The sequence below is a fragment of the Ancylobacter radicis genome, assembly GCF_018449475.1.
Lineage (GTDB): Bacteria > Pseudomonadota > Alphaproteobacteria > Rhizobiales > Xanthobacteraceae > Ancylobacter > Ancylobacter radicis.
This window is the reverse complement of the sequence record NZ_JAHCQH010000015.1, coordinates 307,340-332,436: the sequence shown is the minus strand read 5'-3', so window position 1 is coordinate 332,436 and position 25,097 is coordinate 307,340. Positions and strand designations below refer to the sequence as shown.

General features: G+C 67.8%; 16 protein-coding genes and 1 pseudogene. 8 read left to right on the top strand and 9 right to left on the bottom strand.

The window, feature by feature from the left end; genetic code table 11:
* Positions 1-9 precede the first annotated feature (9 nt).
* Positions 10-1,098 (bottom strand): TRAP transporter substrate-binding protein, encoded by a 1,089-nt coding sequence (locus tag KIP89_RS07595; protein WP_213754796.1) that lies wholly within the window; start codon positions 1,096-1,098, stop codon positions 10-12.
* Between the two features lie 291 nt (positions 1,099-1,389).
* On the opposite strand from KIP89_RS07595, the gene KIP89_RS07590 reads away from it, so the two are divergent.
* Positions 1,390-3,744, top strand: a complete 2,355-nt coding sequence (locus tag KIP89_RS07590) for an acetamidase/formamidase family protein (RefSeq protein WP_213754795.1) — start codon at positions 1,390-1,392, stop codon at positions 3,742-3,744.
* On the opposite strand, the gene KIP89_RS07585 is transcribed toward KIP89_RS07590, so the two are convergent.
* Entirely contained in the window at positions 3,741-5,936 is a 2,196-nt protein-coding gene (locus KIP89_RS07585) for a putative bifunctional diguanylate cyclase/phosphodiesterase (RefSeq protein WP_213754794.1), read from the bottom strand. The genes KIP89_RS07590 and KIP89_RS07585 overlap by 4 nt on opposite strands.
* Before the next feature lie 466 nt (positions 5,937-6,402).
* Here KIP89_RS07585 and KIP89_RS07580 point away from each other — a divergent pair, with 466 nt between their 5' ends.
* From KIP89_RS07580 to KIP89_RS07570, 3 genes are read left to right on the top strand one after another with little or no spacing between them, the layout of a single operon-like run.
* Positions 6,403-8,178 carry an N-acetylglutaminylglutamine amidotransferase gene (locus KIP89_RS07580; protein WP_213754793.1) on the top strand — a complete coding sequence of 592 codons (1,776 nt, stop codon included), beginning with the start codon at positions 6,403-6,405 and terminating at the stop codon, positions 8,176-8,178.
* Complete coding sequence (ngg, locus tag KIP89_RS07575; protein ID WP_213754792.1) at positions 8,168-9,916, top strand: N-acetylglutaminylglutamine synthetase; 1,749 nt, start codon at positions 8,168-8,170, stop codon at positions 9,914-9,916. The genes KIP89_RS07580 and ngg overlap by 11 nt, the downstream gene beginning before the upstream one ends.
* Positions 9,917-9,927: 11 nt before the next feature.
* On the top strand, positions 9,928-11,091 hold the full coding sequence (locus KIP89_RS07570) for an osmoprotectant NAGGN system M42 family peptidase (protein WP_213754791.1): 1,164 nt from the start codon (positions 9,928-9,930) through the stop codon (positions 11,089-11,091).
* 15 nt (positions 11,092-11,106) lie between these two features.
* On the opposite strand, the gene KIP89_RS07565 is transcribed toward KIP89_RS07570, so the two are convergent.
* From KIP89_RS07565 to KIP89_RS07555, 3 genes are all read right to left on the bottom strand, one after another.
* Positions 11,107-13,179, bottom strand: coding sequence for an autotransporter family protein (locus KIP89_RS07565; protein WP_213754790.1), 2,073 nt, complete (start codon positions 13,177-13,179; stop codon positions 11,107-11,109).
* Positions 13,180-13,287: 108 nt separating this feature from the next.
* Positions 13,288-14,067 carry a DUF3443 family protein gene (locus tag KIP89_RS07560; protein WP_213754789.1) on the bottom strand — a complete coding sequence of 260 codons (780 nt, stop codon included), beginning with the start codon at positions 14,065-14,067 and terminating at the stop codon, positions 13,288-13,290.
* Positions 14,068-14,257: 190 nt separating this feature from the next.
* The gene (locus tag KIP89_RS07555) at positions 14,258-14,740 is read right to left on the bottom strand and encodes a hypothetical protein (RefSeq protein ID WP_213754788.1); all 483 of its coding nucleotides are present in this window, start codon (positions 14,738-14,740) and stop codon (positions 14,258-14,260) included.
* 86 nt (positions 14,741-14,826) lie between these two features.
* On the opposite strand from KIP89_RS07555, the gene KIP89_RS07550 reads away from it, so the two are divergent.
* The gene (locus KIP89_RS07550; protein ID WP_213754787.1) at positions 14,827-16,449 is read left to right on the top strand and encodes an ABC-F family ATP-binding cassette domain-containing protein; all 1,623 of its coding nucleotides are present in this window, start codon (positions 14,827-14,829) and stop codon (positions 16,447-16,449) included.
* Positions 16,450-16,553: 104 nt separating this feature from the next.
* Here KIP89_RS07550 and KIP89_RS07545 read toward each other — a convergent pair whose 3' ends face one another.
* From KIP89_RS07545 to KIP89_RS07535, 3 genes are all read right to left on the bottom strand, one after another.
* Positions 16,554-17,195: a pyridoxamine 5'-phosphate oxidase family protein gene (locus tag KIP89_RS07545; RefSeq protein WP_213754786.1), complete on the bottom strand. Its 642-nt coding sequence runs from the start codon at positions 17,193-17,195 to the stop codon at positions 16,554-16,556.
* Between the two features lie 310 nt (positions 17,196-17,505).
* Positions 17,506-18,129, bottom strand: coding sequence for a TetR/AcrR family transcriptional regulator (locus KIP89_RS07540; RefSeq protein ID WP_213754785.1), 624 nt, complete (start codon positions 18,127-18,129; stop codon positions 17,506-17,508).
* A gap of 2 nt (positions 18,130-18,131) precedes the next feature.
* The gene (locus tag KIP89_RS07535; protein ID WP_213754784.1) at positions 18,132-18,596 is read right to left on the bottom strand and encodes a nuclear transport factor 2 family protein; all 465 of its coding nucleotides are present in this window, start codon (positions 18,594-18,596) and stop codon (positions 18,132-18,134) included.
* Between the two features lie 162 nt (positions 18,597-18,758).
* Here KIP89_RS07535 and KIP89_RS07530 point away from each other — a divergent pair.
* Positions 18,759-19,034 (top strand): annotated as a pseudogene (locus KIP89_RS07530) (transposase); the annotation flags it as partial.
* On the opposite strand, the gene KIP89_RS07525 reads toward KIP89_RS07530, so the two are convergent.
* The gene (locus KIP89_RS07525) at positions 19,035-20,033 is read right to left on the bottom strand and encodes a LysR substrate-binding domain-containing protein (RefSeq protein WP_213754783.1); all 999 of its coding nucleotides are present in this window, start codon (positions 20,031-20,033) and stop codon (positions 19,035-19,037) included.
* Between the two features lie 310 nt (positions 20,034-20,343).
* Here KIP89_RS07525 and KIP89_RS07520 point away from each other — a divergent pair, with 310 nt between their 5' ends.
* Together KIP89_RS07520 and KIP89_RS07515 are read left to right on the top strand one after the other, a co-directional pair.
* Complete coding sequence (locus tag KIP89_RS07520) at positions 20,344-21,600, top strand: metallophosphoesterase family protein (RefSeq protein WP_213754782.1); 1,257 nt, start codon at positions 20,344-20,346, stop codon at positions 21,598-21,600.
* A gap of 3 nt (positions 21,601-21,603) precedes the next feature.
* The gene (locus tag KIP89_RS07515; RefSeq protein ID WP_213754781.1) at positions 21,604-25,056 is read left to right on the top strand and encodes an ATP-binding protein; all 3,453 of its coding nucleotides are present in this window, start codon (positions 21,604-21,606) and stop codon (positions 25,054-25,056) included.
* Positions 25,057-25,097: the final 41 nt, after the last annotated feature.

Below are 25,097 nucleotides of genomic sequence, written 5' to 3'. Positions count from 1 at the left end.
GGACCATGATCAGGAACGGATCTGCGTCTGGTAGACGGCTTCCGACAGGCCGGCCCACTGGCTGTGCTTGGCGGCGAAATCGGTGAAGCTGTCATAGACCTTCTTCACCTTCGGATCGGCGGCGGCCATGCCGTCGAGCGTGGTCTTGGTGACCTCGCGCAGCTTGGCGACGACCTCGGCCGGGTAGGGGGCGGCGATCACGCCCTGGTTCTTCACGAGGTCGCTCATCGCCTCGCCATTGGTCGCCTCGCACCAGGTGTGGCTGAGCACGTTGCAGGCCATGGCGGCGGTGCGCACGATCTCCTTGAGGTCGGCGGGCAGGCTGTCCCAGGCGGCCTTGTTGACGATCAGCTCGGTGACGTTGCTCGGCTCGTGCCAGCCGGTGGTGTAATAGTACTTGGCGGCCTTCTGCAGGCCGAGGCGGCGGTCCTGATAGGGGCCGACGAACTCGGCCGCGTCGATCACGCCGCGCTCCAGCGCCGGGAAGATCTCGCCGCCCGGCAGCAGCTTCACGTCGACGCCGAGCTGCGCATAGACCTTTCCGGCAAGGCCGGGGATGCGCATCTTCAGGCCCTTGAAATCCTCGACCTTCTCGATCGGCTTGCGGAACCAGCCGGACATCTGCACGCCGGTATTGCCGAGCGGCATGGGCACGAGGTTGAACGGCGCGTAAAGCTCCTCCCACAGGGCAAGGCCGCCGCCGTGATAGATCCAGGCATTCTGGCCCTGGAAGTTGAGGCCGAACGGCACGCAGGTGAAGAACTGCGCCGCCGGCACCTTGCCGGCCCAGAAATAGGAATTGGCCGCGTTCATCTCGACCGTGCCGGAGGACACCGCGTCGAAGCCTTCCAGCGCCGGGATCAGCTCGCCCGCCGCGAAGTGCTGGATGGTGAGGCGGCCGCCGGACATCTTGCCGACGAGATCGCAGAAATAGGTCGGGCTGCCGGGGCCGGTGACGTAGAACGGCGCGCCCGGGCCATAGGCGTTGGTCATCTTCCAGTTGAAGCTCTGCTGCGCCCGCGCGACATGGGGGGCTGCAATGGTGGCGACGGCAGCCGTGCCCGCGAGGCCGGCGCCCAGAAAACCGCGACGATCCATGACTATCCCTCTGACATTGTCCGTTCGCCCGACATTCCGGCGACGGTGATCGGCGTCGATATTCCGCGTCCCGCGCCGCGCGGCAATGCCCCCAAAGGGGCAGAGCAGCGGGGATGGGGTGCTGCCGGATCACCAATAAGATTGAAATAATTTTTTATAATCAAACGATTATCTCGTTTTGCCGTCAAAAAAGGCATCCCCGTCGTCCGGGTCGCAGACAAGTTTTTGTGCGCGGATCGTCAAAGTGCTTCAATGCGCCCGCGCCCTTCCCGGCGCCTTCCGCGAGATCGCATGACCCGAGCCGTTCCCGTCTCCATCACCGCCTTTCCCGCCAGCAAGCAGGAAGCCGCCTGGCGCGACACGCTGGCGAGCCTCGCCTTGACCGGGCGGCGGCCGAAGGACGAGCCGTTCCATTTCGGCGAGGTCGCGATCAAACGCTCGCCCACCGGGGCCAGCATCGCCCTGCTGCGCGCCCCCGCGCAGACGCTGGCGCCGGTGCCGGCACCGGAGGCGAAGCTGCTGATCGGCTTCGTGCAGTATGGCCGCGGCCATCTTGCGGAAGGACGGCGCGCCGCCGAATTCGCCGATGGCGATCTCTGGGTAAGCGACCCGTCGAGCCAGGGCAGCGTGCAGTTCCGCAATGATTTCGAACTGCTGCTGCTCCAGGTGCCGCGCGAGCGCCTGATCGGCCGCTTCGGGCGCGGCACCACGCTGCCGACGCTGGTGCTGGGGGAATCGGTCTCCGCCACCGCCGCGCGGCCGATGCTGCGCGCGCTGGCCGCCAATTTCGCGATGATGGAGGATGGCGACCTGATGGCGGCGGAGACGGCGGCGACCGAACTCGTGCTCTCCGCCCTGCTCGCCGAGGCCCGGCCGGAGGAGGACAGCGCGACGCAGGTGCAGGCCGCGCATTTCGCCCGCGTCTGCGCCCAGATCGAGGCGCGGCTGCGCGAACCGGACCTTTCCATCGCCGACATCGCCAAGGCTGAGGGGTTGTCGCCGCGCTATATACAGCGCCTGTTCGAGGGGCAGGACCGCGCCTTCTCCGACCATGTGCGCCACCGCCGGCTGGAACATTGCCGGCTCGATCTGGTCAACCCGCAGCACGCCGACCGTTCCATCGCCGAGATCGGCTTCCGCTGGGGCTTTCCCGATCAGGCGCATTTCAGCCGGGTGTTCAGCGGTGCCTATGGCATCTCCCCGCGCGATTTCCGCAAGACCGCCGGCGGCTGGGACGAGACGCGCTGGACCCGCGGGCGGCCGGTGCATTCGGGCGGCCGCGCGCTGCGCCCGCTGCCCGCCGCGCCGCTTCCGCCCATCGAGGCCAACGCCCCCACGGAGACGGAGGACAGGCTGGAAATCGAGCGCCCCTATCTGCCGCCGGCGCCCGGCCATCACCATCTGCCGGTCTCCCGCGACACCGTGCATTGGGGCTATCTCTCGCGCTCCATCGCCCCGGTGCTGCGCGTACGCTCGGGCGCGGTGGTCACGGTCGAGACGCTGACCCAGCATTGCTATGACGATCATGAGCGCATGATCAAAGGCGATGCGGGCGCGGAGAGCGTGTTCCGCTGGACCCGCGACTACAAGGCGGTGGACCGGCGCGGCGCCGGGCCGATGAACGCCAGCATCTTCGGGCGCGGCGCCGGCGAGGGCTTCGGCGTGCATATCTGCACCGGCCCGATATATGTCCACGGCGCCGAACCCGGCGATGTGCTGGAGGTGCAGATCCTCGATCTCACGCCCCGCCCCAGCGCCAACCCGGACTTTGCCGGCTATGCATTCGGCTCGAACGTCGCCGCCGCCTGGGGTTTCCATCACGACGACATTCTCGACGAGCCGCGCAAGCGTGAGGTCGTCACCATCTACCGCACCGACGCGGCGGGCGAGAGCGGCTATGCCGAGGCGGTCTATTCCTTCCGCTGGGTGCCGCAGACCGACCCGTTCGGCGTGGTGCACGAGACCATCGACTATCCCGGCGTCCCGGTCGACCACTCCAGGATCGTCGAGCGCCACGACGTGCTGAAGGGGGTGCGCGTGCCGGTGCGTCCGCATTTCGGCTTCATCGCCGTGGCGCCGCGCGAATCCGACATCGTCGATTCCGTCCCGCCCGGCTATTTCGGCGGCAATATCGACAATTGGCGGGCCGGCAAGGGCGCCTCGGTCTATCTGCCGGTCACCGTGCCCGGCGCGCTGCTCTCCCTCGGCGACCCGCATCTGGCGCAGGGCGATGGCGAGGTCAGCGGCACCGCGCTCGAATGCTCGCTCACCGGGCAGGTACGCCTGGTGCTGCACAAGCGCGGCGAGACCGAGAAAAGCTTCCTCAACGGGCTCAGCGCCCCGCTGATCGAGACCGAGAGCGCCTGGCTGCTGCACGGCTTCAGCTACACCAATTATCTGCGCGAACTGGGCCGCAACGCGCAGTCCGAGGTATTCAAGCGTTCCTCGCTCAGCCGGGCGTTGCGCAGCGCCACGCGCACCACCCGCAAATTCCTGATGGAACGCTATGAGCTGGACGAGGACGAGGCAATCTCGCTGATGTCGGTGGCGGTGGATTTCGGCGTCACCCAAGTGGCGGATGGCAATTGGGGTATTCATGCCCGGATCGCCAAGGAGATGTTCGCCGGAAAACTCCCCGCTTCCTAAGCGGGAGCGACCCAGTTCAGGCCGTCGGGGTGGGTCAGGGCCTCCTCGAAGGGCATGGGCCGGCCGGTCAGATAGCCCTGTACGCAGTCGCCGCCGAGCGCCTCGAATTCGCGGAGCACCTCGGGTGTCTCGATGCCCTCGGCGATCGCGGACATGCCGAGGGCCTGGGCGAGATCGAGCATGACCGCGACGATCTTGCGGGCGCGCGGCTGGTGCGGCAGCTCGGCCATGAAGGAGCGGTCGATCTTGAGTACATCCGCCGGCAGGTGCTGGAGATAGCTGAAGCTGGAATAGCCCGTGCCGAAATCGTCGATCGCCACTTGGCAGCCGAGCTCCTTCAACTGCTGGATCATCTGCGCCGCCGCGGCGGGCTGGGCGAGCAGCGTGCTCTCGGTCAGTTCCAGATGCAGCATCTCGCCGGGAACATCATGGCGCGCCAGCAGGGCGGCGATGCGCTGCGGAAGATCGGGCGCGATGAGCTGCGGCGCGGCCAGATTGACCGCGACGAAGCGGGCCGGCAGCCCCTGCGCGGCGCGCGCGGCATTCCAGAGGGCGCAGGCGGCCAGCGACCGATCGAGCATCAGGCTGCCCAACGGGTCGATCAGGCCGGCGGCCTCGGCCAGCGGGATGAACTCGGCGGGCGAGACCTGCCCGAAGCGGGACGTCCGCCAGCGCGCCAAGGCCTCGAACCCGATCACCTTGCCGCTGCGGCTCTCCACCACCGGCTGAAAGACCGGGAATATCTCTTCGCCCCCGGCGGCCAGCGCATCCCGCAGGGCGATCTCCATGGCGAGGCGCTGCTGATGGTCGGCCCGCAGCGATTCGTCGAAGATCTGCCAGTGACCGCCACGCTGGGCCCGTGAGGCCATTTCCGCATCACGCAGGATCTGCTCGATCGGGCCGGCGCTGGCGGCGACGCCTACGCTGGCCCGCAGGTAGAAGCGTCGTCCCTCGACTTCAAGAGGCTGGGCGATCAGCCATTCCATTTCCTCGCCGATCTGCTCCGGCCGCGTGCCCTCGGGCGAGACGATGGCGAATTCGCTGTCGCCCACGCGCGCCAGATGGGCCTGCGCGGGGAGATGCTCGCGCAGCCGGCCCGCAATGGCGACGACGAGGGGCTGTATGAAGTCCTCGCCCAGCGAGGCCCGCAAAATGGCGAGGTCCGGCAGGCGGAGCACCAGCGCGCCCGCCGCACTCGGCCCATGCGAGTGGATGTGCCGTATCAGCCCGGCGCGGTTCGGCAGGTCGGTGACGGGGTCGGCATAGGCAAGCCGCTCCAGCGCCTCATTGGCGCGTATGCGGTCGGTAATATCGCGCACGGAAGCGGTGAACAGGCGGCGGTTTTTTGCATTGATCTCGGTGACGACCAGCTCGATCGGCAGAATCCGCCCCTCGCGCGTCACGGCCTCCACCTCGATCCGCCGCCCGAGAATATGCGGCTCGCCTCCGGCGAGATAGCGCGCCATCCCCGCCCGATGAGGCCCTCGCATAGGCTCGGGCACGATGGTGTCGCCCAGAAATCGGCCCATCACCTCGGCCCGCGAATAGCCGAACATGACCTCGGCCGCCGGGTTGAAATCGACGATCTGGCCGGCTTCATCAATGGTGACGATGCCGTCGAGCGCCGCGGTGAGCATGGCAAGCCGCGTCGCCTCGCTGAGCGCCCTCGCGCCCTGCGAGCGTTCGATCGCCAGCGCGATCAAGGCGGCAATGGCCTGAAGGGCGCCGCGCTCCTCGCTGCTCCATTCGCGCTGGGGATCGTCCGAGCTGATGCACAAATGCCCCCACCAGCGCCCATCCACCATGATCGGCACGGTGTAGAAGCTGACGATGCGGGCGGCGCGGAAGAACACCGCGAGATAGCCGTACAGGTCGCAGGTGCGTCCCTCGATCACCTCGCCGCGGATGCGCCGGCCGGCCCATTCGCGCTGGAGATCATCCGCTTCGCCAAGGCGCACGGGGGGATGCGCGGTGCCGATCAGGGAGGCCAGACCCGGCTGGGCCCAGTCCACGCGGCAGGTGACGCCCAAGCCGGAATCGACGGAATTGTGAACCTCGAACACGGCGACGCGGCTGAGGGTGAGTTCGGCGCCGAGCCGGGCGAGGTGCGGCGCCAGATCCTCGATCCAGTCATCATGTCGGGGGAGCCCGGCGATGAGGGAGCTCATCACCGAGAGGAGCCGGCTCGACATTTCCATGTCCCCGGTCACCACGCGCTCTCCACCTGAAGCCATGGCGGTCCCGGCCACCGTGCTGTCTGTATAAGGCCATGAGTTGGCGAGCATTTCCACACGAAACGCGTTCCCCTGCGGGATTACTGTGCACCTATGGGCGGGCAATTGGATACGAGCGCCCCGCAGGCATGCGTCTTGTCCGTGGTGCGTATGCGCGGGTACTGCCGGCGCCTCTAAAAAGATCGCCGCCCGATGAGCGCGCCACGGGCGCGCCGACAATGGCGATAAGCCACGGATTCCACTTTATTTTTGCCATGTCCGAGCCGGCACCGTGGTCTCTGGTGGGCGCGTAAAATGCACCATTCGGCTACCGATCATTGAACGATCGGCCCCCCGCCGCGTTGTCGACGCTGATGCCTGCCGGATCAGGACACTTCCTTCGCCGGTTACGGGCAGCCCGAATCCGAAGGAGACAGAGTCCAGCATGTGTGGGATCGCCGGTGAAATTCGCTTCGATGGAGGTCTGGCCGATACGCGCGCCGTAGCCTCCATGATGGACGTTATGGCCCCGCGCGGGCCGGATGGGGCGGGGCTCGATGCCCGTGGTCCCATCGCCTTCGGACATCGCCGGCTGAAGATCATCGACCTGTCCAACAAGGCGGCGCAGCCCATGGTGGACGCCGCGCTCGGCCTCACCCTCACCTTCAATGGCTGTATCTACAATTACGCGGAACTGCGCGCGGCGCTGGAGGCGAAGGGCTATGTGTTCTTCTCCAGCGGCGACACCGAGGTCATCCTCAAGGCGTTCCATGCCTGGGGCGATGCCTGCGTCGAGCGGTTCCACGGCATGTTCGCCTTCGCCATCGCCGAGCATGACAGCGGCGCGGTGACGCTGGTGCGCGACCGCTTCGGCATCAAGCCGCTCTATTACGCCCAGAAGGGGCCACGCCTGCGGATCGCCTCCAGCCTGCCGGCGCTGCTGGCGGCGGGCGATGTCGACAGCTCGATCGACCGCGCGGCGCTGCACAACTATATGAGCTTCCACGCGGTGGTGCCGCCGCCGCGCACCATCCTCAACGGCGTGCGCAAGCTGCCGCCGGCGACCGTGCGCCGCTACGCAGCCGATGGCAGCTTCACCGAGCGCGTCTACTGGCAGGCACCCTATGAGCGCCGGCCGGAGGATGCCGGCCTCTCCGCACAGGACTGGCGCGACCGGGTGCTGGACGCGCTACGGATCGCCGTGCGCCGGCGCATGGTGGCCGATGTGCCGGTGGGGGTGCTGCTCTCGGGCGGGGTCGATTCCTCGATCATCGTCGGGCTGCTGGCGCAGGAGGGGCAGAAGGACCTCGCCACCTTCTCCATCGGCTTCGAGGAGGCCAATGGCGAGAAGGGCGACGAGTTCGTCTATTCCGACCTGATCGCGAAGACCTTCGGCACCGATCACCACAAGATCTTCGTGCCCTCTTCCGATCTCATGGGCGCGCTGCCGGACACCATCCACGCCATGTCCGAGCCTATGGTCTCCTATGACAATATCGGCTTCTACCTGCTCTCCCGCGAGGTTTCGAAGTCGATCAAGGTGGTGCAGTCCGGCCAGGGCGCGGATGAGATTTTCGCCGGCTATCACTGGTACCCGCCGCTGGCGGACAGCACCGATGTCGTGGGCGACTATGCCCGCCTGTTCTTCGACCGCGACCACGCCACGCTCGCCCGCCAGCTCGGACCCGACTGGATGGCGGACAGCGATGCCAGCCGCGACCTGGTGGCCGCCCATCTCATGGCGGATGGCGCGGCGAGCCCGGTCGACCGGGCGCTGCGGCTCGATTCACAGGTGATGCTGGTCGACGATCCGGTAAAGCGGGTCGACAACATGACCATGGCCTGGGGGCTGGAAGCGCGCGTGCCCTTCCTCGACCATGAGCTGGTCGAACTCGCCGCGACCATTCCGCCCGCGTACAAGCTCGCCCATGGCGGCAAGGGCGTGCTGAAGGACGCCGCCCGCCTTGTCGTGCCCCATGAGGTGATCGACCGGCCCAAGGGCTATTTCCCGGTGCCGCAGCTCAAATACATCTCGGGCGAATACCTCACCATGGTGCGCGATGTGCTCGGCTCGCAGGCGGCGCGCGAGCGCGGCCTGTTCCGGCAGGACTATCTCGACACGCTGTTCGCCGATCCCGTCTCGCACATCACGCCGCTGCGCGGCTCCGAACTCTGGCAGGTCGCGCTGCTGGAGATGTGGCTGCAATCGCATGAGGTTTGAGAGGATGGAGGATCAACCGATGGGGCGCGATCCGGGGGAGACGAGCGGCGTGACGCGGAACTGCGCGCTCGATGTCGGCTGGGGCCGGCTGATCTTCGGCCAGACCTTCGAGGACCGGTCGGCGCTGATCGCCACGCTGCGCGAGGAGGGGCCGGACCGGCGCGACATCGCGGTCTATGTGGAGGACCCGCATGTGCTGCTGGCGCAGGCGCCGCAGGAGGTGTTCCTCGACCCGTCCCACACCTTCCGGCTCGACCTCTCCGCGCTGAAGCCGACCGGTCGTCCGGCCTCCGGCTTCCTGATCCGTCCGCTCGCCACCGACATGGACGCGCAGACCGTGAATCGCATCTATGCCGCCCGCGCCATGGTGACGGCGCCGTTGGAGTTCTTCCGCGCCGCGCGCGATCCCGATCCTCTCATCTATCTCGTGGCGGAAGACGAGGCGACGGGGCGGGTGATCGGAACCGTGACGGGGGTGGACCACGCCCGCGCCTTTGGCGATCCCGAGCGCGGCGCCTCGCTCTGGTGCCTCGCGGTCGACCCGCAGGCGCGCCAGCCCGGTATTGGCGAGGCCCTGGTCCGCGATCTCGCCGGGCGCCTCGCCACCGGGGGCGAGGCCTTTCTCGACCTTACCGTGATGCACGACAACAGCCAGGCCATCGCGCTCTATGAGAAGCTTGGCTTCGCGCGGGTTCCCTATTTCACCGTGAAGCGGAAGAATCCGATCAATGAGCGGCTTTTCGCCGGGCCGGAGCTGGCGGAGGGCTTCAATCCCTATGCGCAGATCATCATCAACGAGGCGCGCCGGCGCGGCATCGTCGTGGAAGCGACCGACCCGGCGGCGGGCTTCTTCCGTCTGACCTTCGGCGCCCGCTCGGTGCGCTGCCGCGAGAGCCTGTCCGACCTCACCTCGGCCGTCGCCATGTCGATCTGCGACGACAAGACCATCACCCGCCGCATCGTTGCCGAGGCAGGCGTGCGCGTGCCCGAGCAGCTCACCACCGGCGCGCCGATGGAGGAGATCGTCGCCTTCCTCAAGCGCCATGGCCGGCTGGTGGTGAAGCCCTCGCGCGGCGAGCAGGGGCGCGGCATTTCCGTCGGCGTTGCCTCGCTCGACGAGCTGGAGGCGGCAATCACCGAGGCCCGCACCGTCTCCAGCGAGGTGCTGGTCGAGCAATGCGTGGAGGGCGAGGACCTGCGCCTCGTCGTCATCAATTACCGGGTCGTCGCTGCCGCGATACGCCGCCCGGCCGCCGTGGTCGGGGATGGCCGCAGCACGATAGCCGAGCTGATCGAGGCGCAGAGCCGCCGCCGCGCCGCCGCGACGGGCGGGGAATCGCGCATTCCCTGCGATGGCGAAACCGAACGCACCGTGCGCGATGCTGACCTCATGCTCGACGCGGTCTTGCCCGCCGGGCAGGAACTCAAGGTGCGCCGTACCGCGAACCTGCACACCGGCGGCACCATTCACGACGTCACCGATGCGGTTCATCCCCATCTCGTCGAGACCGCCATCAAGGTGGCGCGGGCCATCGATATTCCCGTCGTCGGCGTCGACCTGATGGTGACCTCGCCGAGCGGGCCGGATTATGCCTTCATCGAGGCCAATGAGCGGCCGGGCCTTGCCAATCACGAGCCGCAGCCCACCGCCGAGCGTTTCATCGACCTGCTGTTCCCGCTCGCCATCCCCGCCGGTGTTCGGCAGGTGATGGAAATGCCGCCGGCGCGGGGCGAGTGAGGAGACGCGCCATGGCACGCCTGCAGATCGACACCGATTACCTCGCCCGCACGCTCAGGAAGCTGCTCTCGATCCCCAGCCCCACCGGCTATATCGACACCATCGTGCGCTTCGTCGCCAAGGAACTGGAAGGTCTCGGGCTCCAGGTCGAGCTGACGCGGCGCGGCGCCATCCGCGCCCTCCGGCCCGGCGGCACGCATCTGGGGGCGCGGGCGCTGGTCGCCCATGTCGACACATTGGGCGCGCAGGTGACCTGCCTGAAGCCGAACGGGCGGCTTTCTGTCGCTCCCATCGGCACCTGGTCGGCCCGTTTCGCGGAAGGCGCGCGCGGCACGGTCTTCACCGAGAAGGGCGGGTATCGCGGGACCATCCTGCCGCTCAAGGCCTCCGGCCACACCTTCAACGAGGAGGTGGACCGGATGCCGATCGGCTGGGACCATGTGGAGATGCGGGTCGATGCGCGCGCCCGCAACGCCGCCGACCTCGCCCATCTCGGCTTCGAGGTCGGCGACATCATCGCCATCGACCCGCAGCCGGAATTCCTCGACAGCGGCTTCATCGTCTCGCGCCATCTCGACGACAAGGCGGGCGTCGCGGTGATGCTGGCGGCGCTGAAGGCGCTGCATGAGGCGAAGGCGGAGACGCCGGTGGACATTCACTGGCTGTTCTCCATCGCCGAGGAAGTCGGTGTCGGCGCCTCGGCCCTGCTGACCCCGGATGTCGCCTCGCTGGTCGTCATCGACAATGGCACGACGGCGCCGGGGCAGAATTCGGATGAGTTCGGCGTCACCATTTCCGCCGCCGACCAGAGCGGGCCGTTCGACTACCACCTCACCCGCAAGCTCACCGAGCTCTGCCGCACCAACGATATTCGCTACCAGAAGGATGTGTTCCGCTATTACCGCTCGGATTCGGCCAGCGCCGTGGTGGCGGGGGCGGATGTGCGCGCGGCGCTGATCACCTTCGGCGTCGACGCCTCGCATGGCTATGAGCGCATTCACATGCACGCGCTGCGCTCGCTGGCCGAACTGGTGACGGCCTATGTGCAGAGCCCGGTGGAGATCACTCGCGACTTCCAGCCGACCGCCGACATTCGCGGCTTCACCCGCCAGCCGACCAAGGAGGCGGTGCAGGAGATGTCGCCGGACCGGGAGGACGATGAGACGGGCGCGTGACCGGCGCGCCTTCCCTCAGAAGCGGATGGTCAGCGACCCCTTGACGGCGTTGTCGCTGGCCGAGGAGGCGAGCTGGCCGACATAGGACAGGCCGAGGCTGAACATCTCGCTCGGCTTATAGGCGACGCCGAGGTCGATCAGCGCCGCATTCTCCGCGACGGGCGCGCCGGCCACGGTGAAGACATCGCTTCCCACAAAGGCGGCCGCCGCCTCGGGGGTGAGGTCGCCGAAGGCCCGCTGCCAGCCGAGCGCCGCCGTCACCGCCAGCGGCCTGCCATTGGCGAGGGTGAACAGGTGGTTCAGCCGAAGGCCGAGCACGCCATAGCCCGTCGCGAAGGTCTCGGCCTCGCCGGTGAGCGCCGCCGCGCCGCCGGTCTCGGTGAAGCTGTCCGTGTCGAGATGGACATAGGCGAGGCTGGCGAAGGGCTGAAAGGTCGTCGCGCCCAGATGAAAATCATAGCCGACCTCGCCGAAGACCTGCGCGGTGGCGCCGTCATAGTCGGCGGCAAGGCCGTTCGCGAGATTGCCGAAGGCGACGGTGCGGCTGGTGGCGATGTCGTGCCAGCTATAGCTCGCCCCGATTCGCAGGCCGAGATCGCCGAGACGCGCGCCGCCATAGAGGCCGAGGTCATAGCTGTCGACCGAGGCGGAGGAGGCGACGTCGTCCACGTCGATATCCGCGCTCTCATAGCCGCCGACCAGGCCGAGGCGCGTCTGCCAGCCGCCGAGATCCACCGGACGGTCGACGCCGAAGATGAAGCCGTCGAGCGAGCGCGAGACGGGGGCGGCGTTGCCGTCGCCGTCCGTGTCGCCCCAGGCGCCGAAGGCCTGGCCCCAGACGGTCGCCTGCGAGCCCGGCAGCAGCGGCTGCGCCGGGGCGGGCGTGCCGGCCGGCTCGCCGGGCGCGGCGAAGCTCTGGCGCAGGCGCGCAAGCGCGGCATCCCGCAGATAGAAGGATTGCTGCTGCAGGCTCGATTGCAGCGAGGCGTGGATCTCGCCGGCGAGACTGTCGAGGGCGGCCGGTGCCGTTGTGAGATCGAGGCCCGAGAGGGCGACATTTACCGGACTTTCCGCGGAGAGCGCGTCGGCCGCCGTCGCCACCGCCATCTCGTTCGGCGTCAGCGCGGCGCTGGTGTAGCTCACCGAACTGCGGATGAGGTCGATGGCGATCGACGAGCCGGAGACCGAGAGCGACGCCAGCAGGAACGGGAATTCCGCGCTGATCGAGCCGAAGGAGGGCCCGGTGATGCTGCCGAACCCGCCGGTGACGGTGCCGGTGGCGGAGACGATGGTGTAGTTGCCGATGCCAAGGGTGGCGGTGTCGATCCGCGAAAAATTCAGGCTGATGTCCTCGAAGTTGATGTCGCCGAACACCACCAGCCGGTCGCTGACGCCCGGCGCGCCGAGCTCGACGGACAGGGTGGAGTTCGCCCGCATCGTCACATCGCCGATGATGGTCAGCGTGCCGATGGAGTTGCCGGGGGCGACGATGGCGCCATTGCCCACGTCGAGGCTGCCGATGATGACGCCCGTGCCGCCGAGCGTGGCGTGCTGGGCGACATTCAGCGCGCCGGGCAGCAGCCCGTTCACCGACAGGGTGAGGTTTGAGACATAGATCGGCGTCGTCGTGTCGAACAGGCTGACACCGTTCAGCGTCAGCGTGTTCTCTTGATCGGCAATGCCCGACAGACCGACCCAGCCGCTGCCATCCGAAGAGAGCGACCCGTTGAGCGTCGCCGCGCCGTTGACCACGATGAAGGGCGCGCCGAGGTCGAGATAACTTGATCGCGCGAGGTTGATCGCACGGTTCGAGGTGAAGCCCGGCCCGAGTTCCATGGTGCCAAGCACCATAACCGCCGTGCCGGGCAGGCCGAGTTCGCTGTCCGCCGTGAATTGCGAATAGCCGGCGGCAATCACGCTGACCGGGCGGAAGCCGATGCGCCCGTTCAGATAGTCATAGGCCACGGTGTAATAGAGGAAGATCTCGTTGCCAGTGTTGTAGCCGGGCGGCGTGCCGTGCTCGTTCTCGTAATTATAGGAGCCCAGATCGGAGGTGAACGACATCAGCCCGTTGACGCTGATCGTCACCGGCCCCTGAACCTGACCGGAATAGGAAGAATCCGGGCCGCCCGTCGCCTCGGTCTCGAACGTGGCCTTGCCGGCGCCGGTATCGAAAACGCTCTGCAGGCAGCCGGTCTAGCCTTCGGCACTGAAGCAGGTCAGGATGCTCTTGGTGTTCCAGGCGGGCAGGCCGAGATTGGCCCCGGTCATGCCCTGCGACTGGAAGGGCGTGAAGACATAGCCGGCGGTGTTGTCGCTGTTGAGCCCGACCACGAGCACCGGCTGCGCGCTGCTGGTCGCCTGGTTGGCCGCGACGATGAAGCCATTGGCATAGGTGCCGGGCAACTGGCCGAGCGGGTTGAAGATGTCCTGCCCGCCCTGATAGGCGATCCCCATCGTCCCGGCCTGATTGACGTTCCAGCCATAATTGTTCGGGTTGGTCGCGTGCGAAATCGCGCGCAGCCCGCCGCAGTCCGGCTTGCTCTCCTTGCATTCGGAATCGGTAATGACCCCGAAGGCGATCGGCGCGCTGGTGCCGAGGGTGATGTCGTGCCCATCCTCGTTCTTGGCGCCAAGGAAATAGATGGTGCCGTAGACCATATACCCCTTGAAGCGGTTGCCGCTGGAATAGGAGTAGCTGAACCGCGTGCTTGTCGCCGTGTAGCTGCCGCTGTCGAGGCTGGACTCAAGGATGTAGAGGCCGGTCGATCCCGTATCGACAAGTACATGATTGACGGTGTTGCCGGGGTCGCCGACCGCGACATTGGTGTAATAGTACGGGTTGTAGTCGATCGTGTCGGGATGGGCGGTCTTGTAGAACTGATGCAGCGGGATGGTTGCGGAATCTTGCGCGTGGGACGGCGCAAAGCCTCCGGCGCACAAGCAGATCACCAGATACCCCGCTGCCCGACGCATCCTCACGCCCCCACGCGCTGTCGCCCTGCGGCCCCCGCCGGCGCATGGCTGCGCACCATAGTAGGGAACGTGCCGGCGCTGCGAAAGTCACGCGGCACGTTCTTGGACATGTTCGGACAAGTTCCTTCGCGTCCGGTAATGTCAGATCACCTTCGCCCCATCTGAAACGCCTCGTCAGCTGTCTACCGGATCAGCGGCCGAGCCACGCGCGTAGCCGCCGGCGGGCGCGGTCCACCGCCCGGAAAAGCGCGGTCGCCTGCACCCAGCCGAGAAGCGTGGTGCGGATGGCGATGAGCCGCTCCATCAGAAAGGCGAACCAGCCATAGGTCATCAGCTTGGGCTCGCCCGCCCGGTAGATGCGTTCGACGATGACGAAACTGGCGAGATAGGCGAGCGCTAGCGTCAGCGTGCCGGTCTTGAAGTGACCGTCGGCGATCCAGATCAGCGCGACGAATTTCAGCGGCTCGGCAAAGGCGAAGGGAATGGCCAGCAGGGTGAGGATGGCGAGGCGCGGCAGGCGGGCGATCCAGGCCTCGAAGCGGCGCATGACGCCCAGGCCGGCGACCCAGCGCAAGAGCGGGCGGTAGAGCGGGCGGGCGGCCTCGTCGAGCAGCACGAGGACGGTGAGGACAAGCTCGAACGGCAGGCGCAGCAGGCGCAAGAGGACGGTCATGGGCCTGCGATAGCATGGCCGCGCTTTCCTTGGGGCCGCAAATGGCCTAATCGCCCGACACGCACTCGTCAGGAACTCCCCCGCGCATGATCCGCCTCGACAATATCGGCAAGCAGAACGGCAAGCAGATCGTCTTCATCGAGGCCTCGGCCTCGCTGCTGAAGGGCGAGAAGATCGGCCTTGTCGGGCCCAATGGCGCCGGCAAGACCACGCTGTTCCGCCTCATCACCGGCGAGGAAGGGCCGGACGAGGGGCAGGTGTCGGTCGATCGCGGCATCACCATCGGCTATTTCAGCCAGGATGTCGGCGACATGGCCGGCCGTCCGGTGCTCAACGAGGTGATGGACGGGGCCGGTCCGGTCAGCGCCATCGCCGCCGAGATGCGCGAACTGGAAGCCGCCATGGTCGACCCCGACCGGGCCGACGAGATGGACGCGGTGATCGAACGCTATGGCGAGGTGCAGGGCCGTTTCGAGGAGCTGGACGGCTATTCGCTGGAGGGCCGCGCCGCCGAGGTGCTTGCCGGCCTTGGCTTTTCCCAGGAAATGATCGACGGCGATGTCGGGCGGCTGTCGGGCGGCTGGAAGATGCGCGTGGCGCTTGCCCGCATCCTGCTGATGCGGCCGGACGTGATGCTGCTCGACGAGCCCTCGAACCATCTCGATATCGAGAGCCTGATCTGGCTGGAGGCGTTCCTGAAGAATTTCGACGGCGCGCTGATGATGACCTCGCATGACCGCGCCTTCATGAACCGGATCGTCAACAAGGTGGTCGAGATCGACGCCGGTGCGCTCATAAGCTATTCCGGCAACTACGAATTCTACGCCCAGCAGCGGGCGCTGGCGGAGAAGCAGCAGCAGGCGCAGTTCGAGCGCCAGCAGGCTATGCTGGCCAAGGAAATCGCCTTCATCGAGCGTTTCAAGGCCCGCGCCTCCCATGCCGCGCAGGTGCAGAGCCGGGTGAAGAAGCTCGACAAGATCGAGCGGGTCGAGCCGCCGCGCCGGCGCCAGACGGTGGCGTTCGATTTCCAGCCGCCGCCGCGCTCGGGCGAGGACGTGGTCGCGCTGAAGAATGTGCACAAGGGTTATGGCGCGCGCCGCATCTATGAAGGGCTCGATTTCCATGTCCGCCGGCGCGAACGCTGGGCGGTGATGGGGGTGAACGGCGCGGGAAAGTCCACTCTTCTCAAGCTGGTAGCCGGAGAGACCAGCCCCGACCAGGGCTCGGTCGCGGTCGGCGGCAGCGTCAAGATGGCCTATTTCGCGCAGCACGCCATGGAGGTTCTGGAGGGCGAGCGGACCGTGTTCGAGACGCTGGAGGATGCTTTCCCGCAGGCCGGGCAGGGCTCCCTGCGCTCGCTCGCCGGCTGTTTCGGCTTCTCCGGCGACGATGTGGAGAAGCGGTGCCGGGTGCTCTCGGGCGGCGAGAAGGCGCGGCTCGCCATGGCGCGGATGCTCTACGACCCGCCGAATTTCCTCGTTCTCGACGAGCCGACCAACCATCTCGACATCGCCACCAAGGAGATGCTGATCGCGGCGCTGGCCGATTATGAGGGCACCATGCTGTTCGTCAGCCATGACCGGCATTTCCTCGCCGCGCTGTCGAACCGGGTGCTGGAACTGACCCCGGATGGCATCCACCAATATGGCGGCGGCTATACCGAATATGTCGCCCGCACCGGGCAGGAGGCGCCGGGCCTGCGCAGCTGAGCCGCCCCGAAAAAGGGCGGTTCAGGCGGTGGCGTGTCGGTGCAGTGAGGCGAACGATCAGGCCGATGAGGCCAATCCGGCTCACCTGCGAGGGAGGCGACCCGTCAGGGCGCCTCGCCGTCCTTTTGCTCGAGCCCCAGCCGCGCGCGCAGCGCCGCATTGTCGGCTTCGAGCTGGGACAGGCGATCGCGCAGCGGCTGCACGGCGGCGCTGACTTCCGCCTCGGTGAAGCGCGGCGTGATGTGCTGCGGGCAATTCCAGTCGAAGGCGTCGAGCCGCAGGCGGAAGATGCGCTCCATCTTGGCGCGATAGCCCTGCGGGCTGATGAGCGCGGTCAAGGCGGGGTCGGCGTCGAGCGGGACGATGTCGACATGGGCATAGATCTTCAGCCGGGCGCGGCGGGGATAGTCCATCAGGAACAGGCAGGCCCGCCCGTCCGCCGCGACATTGCCGGCGCTGATGTACTGGAGATTGCCCCGGTAATCGGCAAAGGCCAGCGTGCGGTCGTCGACCAGCTTCAGAAAACCGCGCGGCCCGCCCCGGTGCTGGACATAGGGCCAGCCGGTTTCCGAGACGCTCGCCATGTAGAAGCTGTCGCGCTCGGCGATGAACGCGGCTTCGCTCTCGGTGAAGCGATCGGAGGGGCGGGTTCCCTTGAAGTCGCTCCAGAGATGATCGACGCCCATCTCGGCCTGCACCGAGCGGACGCTGGGCGTCACCGCAATGTCGAGGAAACCATAGGACATGACACACCCCATCGCGGCATCGTGGCGAGGGGGCGCCTGCCGCGTTTTCCCTGCCGCGTTCTCAACGTGTCATAATGGTAATTGCCCCGGCCGGGCATAAGGCCGGCGGGCTGGAAACCATGCTCCCGGAAAACGCAAGGACGGGCGGTCCACGCGCGGCTCACGCCTCTAGGGTCTGTTGACAAAGTTTTGCCCGTCTCCCTGCGGACAGCTTTGCTGAGACTCCTGCCGCGGGCCTTTGACCGCTCGTGGAGTGGCAAGATTGCCCGAAATACTGCCGCTCCGCGTTGTGTTGATATCTCCGCTAATCCTAGACAAGCCGACCTTCATTTTGCGGTGAAACGTCGGTTGTGCCTTCGTTGTTAGAGGTATCTTTTTCGATCACCAATCGTCCCCGGAGTTGGTCGATAGCCCGTTGAAAAACGGCCGGATCGTCCATTGCCCGAGAAAGAACAATTGCTCCTTGAATAGTAAGAACTGCCTCTTCCGCGAGGATGCGCGATTGATCGGCTTCGCGGCCCTGCCGAATAAGCGCTGACTGCAATGCGTCCACCCAAGCTACGAAATAACCGCGGATGGCTTGCGCGAAGAGGTCACGCGTATTGGCCACTGCCAGGGCACCGACGAGGCACACGCGCCTGCCGGACCGAAAATATTGGTCCGTCGAGGCGAGCATTGCACAGATGGCGCCATTAACATCGCTCTCGTTACGCAACGGGGAATATACGGCATCCTCGAACCATTGGCCGATTTCGCCGAGAACAGCCCGCACCATCTCTTCTTTTCCGTTTGGGAAGAAATGGTAGAGGCTGCCCTTGCCGAGACCGGTAGCCTTGCTGATCAAGGCAAGGCTTGCGCCTTCATAGCCATGTTCGCGGAAAACCTCGGCCAACGGGGCTATGGTGTCGGCTCTTTCCGCGACCATGCGGGCCATGTTTAGAGGCCCAGATCGCTGAGGCTGGCGTGATCATCAGGCCGACGGCCAAGAGGCCAGTGGAACAGACGATCGCTTTCAGCAATCGGCATTTCATTGATGCTCGCGTGCCTGTGCGCCATCAGACCGTCCTCTGCGAATTCCCAGTTCTCGTTACCATAAGCGCGGTACCAGCGGCCGCCATCGTCGCGATATTCATACGCGTAGCGTACCGCGATGCGGTTACCGGTGAAAGCCCATAGCTCCTTTATGAGGCGGTATTCGTGCTCCTTGTTCCACTTACGTGTCAGAAATTCCTGAGCTTCTTCGCGATTGCTCGCGAATTCGACGCGGTTTCGCCAGCGGGTGTCGAGCGTATAGGCCAGAGCAACCTTGGCCGCGTCTCGAGTGTTCCAGCCGTCTTCGGCCAACCGAACCTTTTCGATAGCGGTTTCGCGAGTGAAAGGGGGAAGCGGGGGGCGTGACATCTTAAGTTCCTTGTCTAGTTGAGGCGTTTGTACCGATTGGTAATTTGTTTACCGATCGGTACAGTCTCGCATGAGCCTGTGGTTGTCAAGCGGCATTTCCGTCTGGCTGTTTGAGATCGATTGGGAGCGGTGCGTGGTAGCGCTCGTTGGCGGCCGCTACCGAACGGTCAAGGACGCCCTCTCGGCTTCATCCTGACGGGTGGCGAGGCTTCGGATTACAACGCCGTTCATGATCTGCTGGTGATACCGGTCGGCAAGCCGAGGCTGTTCCTTGCCGATAAAGGCTATGACGGCGATTTCCTGCGTGAAGAACTCCTGATCCATGGGATCAGGCCGGTCATTCCGCCGAAAGCCAACCGAAAGAACCCGCTTGCCTGCGACTACCGGGCCTACAAGGACCGAAACCGCATTGAGCGGATGTTCAATCGCCTCAAGCAGCTAGGTCAACGCCCCCGCGCGGAACGCATCCCCGCTCTCGCCGCCGCCCGCGCCGTTGCCGGGTGCGCTGTTGGCGTGGAAGCTGGCGGTCTCCTCGCGCAGTCGCTCCCGCAGCCGGGGCGCGGCGTAGTCGAGAAACGCCCGCAGCTTGCGCGGCAGCAATTGCTGGCCGGCATAGACGAGGCTGACCGGCCAGGGCGGCAGTTCGTAATCTTCGAGCACGAGTTCGAGCAGCCCGGCCCGCCGCGCGCCGGTGATCTGGTAGGACAGTAAGCGGGTGAGCCCGAGGCCGGCGACGGCCCCGGCGATCGCCGCCTCCGCCGTCGTGACGGTCAGGCGCGAATGGATCGGCACCAGCCGGTCACCCTCGGGCGAGGCGAAGCGCCAGGCCTCGGGCGAGGCGAGATTGTCGAAGGTGACGCAGACATGGTCGCGCAGATCGTCGCGCAGATCTTCGGGCGCGCGCGGGCGGCCATGGGCGGCGAGATAGGACGGGCTGGCGCAGGTCACCCGGCGCACCGCGCCGAGGGTGGAGGCGATCAGGCTGCTGTCGCCCAGTTCGCCGATCCGCAGGGCGACATCGACATCGGATTCCAGCAGATCGAGCAGGCGGTCGGCGAGCACCAGCTTCACGTCGATATCGGGATAGTCGGCGAGGAAGCCGGCAATGATCGGCACCATATGGAGGCGGCCGAACACGATCGGCGCGGTGATGGTGAGGCGCCCCTTCGGGTCCCGGTGAACGCCCATCGCCGCGCGTTCCGCCTCCTCGACCTGTTCGAGAATGCGTCGGCTTGCCTCGACATAGAGCCGCCCGGCTTCGGTAAGGCTGAGATGGCGGCTCGACCGGTTGAGCATGCGGGTCTTCAGATGGGCTTCAAGCTCGCTGATCCGGCGGCTGACCGTGGCCAGCGGCACGTCCATCTGCTTGGCGGCGGCGGACAGCGTGCCGGCCTCGACGACCTTCAGCAGAACGGCCATCGCGCTGAACTTGTCCACGGGGCATCCTCCCAGAACCAGCCGTCATTCTTCTCGGAAGTGCCGAATGGCCGAGCCTGTGGAGGGTATACGCCCGCGCATGACAAATAAACACGAGCACAAAGCGCCGCGCTCAGGGCGCGTAGCGCGCGGGGCGAGCGGGCTTCTGCCTCTCCCATCCCGGCCGGCGCAATCTCGCGCCCAAGCAGCGGGCGCTGCTCGATCACCTGCGCCTGCCGAACCTTCCCCCGGCGATGCGCTAGACTGCCTGCCGATTCGGGGCCTCGCGTGAGGCGCCCGGCACTGCGGCCGCGCGATCGGGGGAGCCGACATGTCCAGCTTCCGCTTCCTGCACTGTGCGGACATCCATCTGGACAGTCCCTTGCACGGGCTGTCGCGCTATGAGGGGCTGCCGGTCGAGGACATCCGCTCGGCCACGCGCGCCGCGTTCGACAATCTGATCCAGTGCGCGCTCGATGAGGCGGTCGACTTTGTCATCATCGCCGGCGACCTGTTCGACGGCGACTGGCGCGACATGGGCACCGGCCTGTATTTCGCGGGCGCCATGGGCCGGCTCGACCAGGCCGGCATTCCGGTCTTCATCCTGGCCGGCAATCATGATGCCGCCTCGATCCTTTCGCGCAGCGTGCCGTGGCCGCCCAATGTCCGGCAGTTCGGGGCGCGGCGGCCGGAGACCCATCGTCTGCCGGCGCTCGGGGTCGCCCTGCACGGCCAGAGCTTCCCGACCCCGGCGGTCACCGAAAATCTCGTCCTCGCCTATCCGCGGGGGGAGGAACACGCCTTCAATATCGGCGTGCTGCACACCGCGCTGGCCGGGCGGCAGGGGCACGCCGACTATGCGCCGTGCAGCGTCGAGGACCTGCGCTCGCGCGGCTATGATTACTGGGCGCTCGGCCATGTCCATGAATTCGAGATCGTCAGCACCGCGCCCCCGATCGTGTTTCCCGGCAATGTGCAGGGGCGCACCATCCGCGAGACCGGCGCCAAGGGCGCGGTCATCGTCACCGTCGCGGACGGCGAGGTCACGGCGGTGGAGCGCGTCGATCTCGACGTCATCCGCTGGGTCCGGCTCGATGTGGAGTGCGGCGGCGCGACGCTGGAGGCGGTCCCGACCCTGATCCGCGCCGCCCTTGGCCGGCTGCAGGGCGCCAATGGCTCCGGCCATCCTCTGGTGGTCCGGGTCAGCCTGACCGGCGCGATGGACGAGGCTGGCGCGCTGCATGACCGGGCCGCGCAGCTGCGCGAGGATGTCCGCGCCATCGCCGCCGCGCTGTCGCCGGATCTGTACATCGAGAAGGTGAAGCTGCGGGTGACCCGGCCCACCGGGGCGGCCGGCGTCGCCGCGCTGGGCGAGGATCTGGCGGCGCTGATCGACGAGGGCGCCGCCGATCCCGAACTGGCACGGGTTCTCGCGGCCGATCTGGAGCGTTTCATGCTTGCCGCCAGCACGGCGCTCGGCGAGCCCGAGGAGGGCGAATTGCGCCTTTCCGCCACGCAGGGCGACTGGCCGACGGTCCTGCGCACCGCCTCGCTCGCCTTGCGTTCGCGCCTGATGCGGGAGGGCTGAGCGATGCGCTTCGCCCGCCTCTCGCTGGAGCGATATGGCCGCTTTGAGCGGTGCGAGCTCGATTTCCGCGCCGGCAGCCCGGACCTGCATGTCATCTACGGCGCCAACGAGGCCGGCAAGACGACCTCGCTGGCCGCCGTGTCCGACCTGCTGTTCGGCTTTCCGACCCGCTCGCCCTACAATTTCCTGTTCGACAATGCGCTGCTGCGGGTGGGCGCGGTGCTGGAGGAGGGCGGGCGCCGGCTTGTGTGCCGTCGCCGCAAGGGCACGACCGGGACGCTGCTGGACGCCGGCGACGTGGCGATGGACGAGGCGCCGCTGCTGGCCATGCTCAAGGGGCAGACGCGCGAGACCTTCGGCCTTTCCTTCAGCCTCGATCAGAACGGGCTGCGCGCCGGCGGGCGGGCCATGGTCGAGGCCAAGAACGATCTCGGCCGGACCCTGTTCGCGGCCGGCTCCGGCCTCACCGGCATCGCCGACGAACTCAAGACGCTCGACGGCGAGGTGGACGCCATCTGGGGCCCGAAAGCCGCCAAGCATCGGACCTTCACCAAGGCGCAGGAGCAACTGGCAACGGCCCTCAAGGCGATCCGCGACGACGCGCTGAAGCCCAAGGCGTGGTCCGAGGCGCGGCAGGCGGCCGAGCGGGCCCGTGCGGCCCTTGAGGCGGCGCGCGGCGCGCGCGACGCGGTGCAGGCGGGTCTGCGCGCGGCCGACCGGGTGCGCCGGCTCGCGCCGCTGGTGCGCCGGCGCCAGGAACATCTCGATCTGCTGGGTGGCAGCGACGGCACGGCCGATCTCGGCAAGCCGCGCGAGGACGGCGCCGAGACGATCATCCAGGAGGCGGACGAGGCGCAGCGCCAGAAGGCGGCGGCCGATCAGTTGCGGGCGGAGGCGAGCGAGCGTCACGGCACGGTCGCGGCCGATCCGGCGATCCTCGCGCGCGCGGAGGAGATCGACCAGCTGGTCGCCGATGCCGGGGCCGGCGAGAAGGCGGCGCGCGATCTGGTGCGGCTGGAGCCGGAGCTGCTGGCGGCCGAGGCGCTGACCGCGCGGCTGCGTGCCGAGGCCGGCGGCAATGCCGATGTCGCGCCCACGCGCGCGGGCGCCGCCAAGCTGCGCGATCTCGCCCGGCTCCGCGGCGAAATCGCCGCCGCCGGCCGGCAGATCGAGGAGAGCCGGGCCGATATCGAGGAGCGCCGGATGAGGGCGCAGGCGCGGCTGGAGGCGAGCGTGGCAGCAAGCCCGGCGGGCGCCGGCTTCGATCCGCTGATCGACGCGGTGAACGCGGCGCGCGCGCTCGGCGCGGATGCCGATGCGCGCGGCGAGGCGGCGCGGCGCCGGGCTGAGGCCTCCCTGTCGGCGGTGGCGCCGCTGCTGGCCCGGCTGGTGCCGTGGCGTGGCAGCGTGGATGAGCTGGCGGCGCTGCCGCGGATCGGCGAGCGCGAGATCGAGGCGGCCCGCGCCGAGATCGCCGACATCGCGGCTGGCCTGCGGCGCGAGGAGGAGCAGGTCCAGCGGTCCACCGACCAGATCGCGGCGGTGGAACTCGCCATCGAGCAACTCGCCACCGGCGCGGTGGTCTCGCCCGAGGACATCGCCGCCGCGCGGCGCCACCGGCAGGACCGCTGGCAGCCGATCCGCGACCATGTGCTGGGGGGCGCCGAACTGTCCGCGCCCGAGGCGGCGGTGGCCGAGTTCGAGGCCAGCCTCGCCCAGGCGGATGAGCGGATGGAGCTGCGTTTCCGGCTCGCCGACGCGTCCAGCCGCCTCGCGCTGCTGGAACAGGACAAGGCCCGGCATGCGCTTGAAGCCCAACAGGCGACCGCCCGTGCGGCCGAGGCGCGGCGTCGGCACGAGCGCGCGCTTGAGGCGTGGGGCGGGCGGTTGTCGGGCGTCGGCCTGCCGGCGCTGGACCCCTCGCGCTTCCTGACCTGGCAGGCCGACCGCGAGGCGGCGGAAGCGGCCCATCAGCACTATCTCGCGCACCGCGCGGAGTGCGAGGGCGTGCTCGCGCGGCGGGACGCCTGCCGCGCTCTGCTGGCGGAGGCGCTCGGCAGCGCCGACACCGGTGGCCCGCTGGCGCCGCTGCTGGCGATCGCCGAGAGGCGGCGGGCGGAGGCGGAGGGCGCGGTCCAGCGGCGGCGCCTCGCGCAGGAGCAGCTCGACCAGATCGCCGCCGAACGGACCACGCTGGAGCGCCGCCAGCAGCGGCTCGACGCCGACTCCGCCGCCACTGCGCGGGCTTGGGAGGCGGCGCTGGCCGAGGCCGGCCTGCAAATGGACAGCGCGACCTGCGGGGCGGTGCTCGACCTGCTGGACGAACTGCGTCAGGCGCAAGTCGCGCAGGCGGAGCTGCGCCGGCGGGTCGAGGGCATCAGGCGCGACGCCCGCGATCATGTCGCGCGGGTGGACGCGCTGGCCGATCAATGCGGCCTCGCCCCGGCGGATACGTCCGCCCGCGTGCGCGCGCTGCGCGAGCGTCTGGCGGCGGCGCGCGCCAACGCCACGCTGCTCGGCTCGCTTGAGGAAGATATGCGCCGCCGCGCGGCTCAGGCGGAAGATGCCGGGGCACGGCTCAGGGCGGCCGACGAGGCATTGGCCCCGCTGCTGGCGCAGACCGGCGCCCGCGACCGCGCCGAGCTGTCTGCGGCGATCGAGCGGTCGCGCGCCCGGCGGCGGCTGCTGGAGGAATTGGCGGCGACCGAGCGGCGCATCCTCGACGAGGGCGACGGGATGGCGCTGGATGCGCTGGTGGCGGGCGTCACCGCCGCCGATCCCGGCGCGCTGGCGGGCCAGATCTCCGCCCTGGAAGCGCGGCTGAAGGAGCTCAATGACGAGGTCGATCAGGCCGCGACCGCCCATGGCGATGCCCGCTCGGCCTTCGCGGCGCTGAACAGCGGCGCTACCTCCGCCGTCGGCGCGGCGGCCGATGCCGAGCAGGCGCGGGCCGAGATGGAGGTGCTGGCCGAGCACTATATTCTCAAGCGGGCGCAGGCACTCACCCTGAAATGGGCGATCGAGACCTATCGCGAGCGCCATCAGGACCCGCTGCTGCTGCGGGCCGGGGAATTGTTCTCGACCCTCACCACCGGGCGCTATGTGACGCTGCGGGTGGATGCCGACGGGGCGTCGCCGCGCCTGCTCGGGCTGCGCGACGATGGCCGCACCATGGTCGAGGTCGGCGCCATGAGCGAGGGCACGACCGACCAGCTGTTTCTCGCGCTCCGGCTGGCGGCGCTGGAACAGTCGGTTGCGGCCGGCGTCAACCTGCCATTCCTGGCCGACGATCTGTTCGTGAATTTCGACGATCAGCGCGCGGAAGCCGGCTTCCGGGTGCTGGCGGAGGTCGCCACGTCGACGCAGGTGCTGTTCTTCACGCACCATCCCCATCTCATGGCGATCGCCCGGCATGTGGTCGGGGCGGATCTTCACTCGGAATGTGCGCTGGCCTGAGCGCGGAGCCGTCGTTGCGGGTTCGCAGGCGGCGGGCGCGC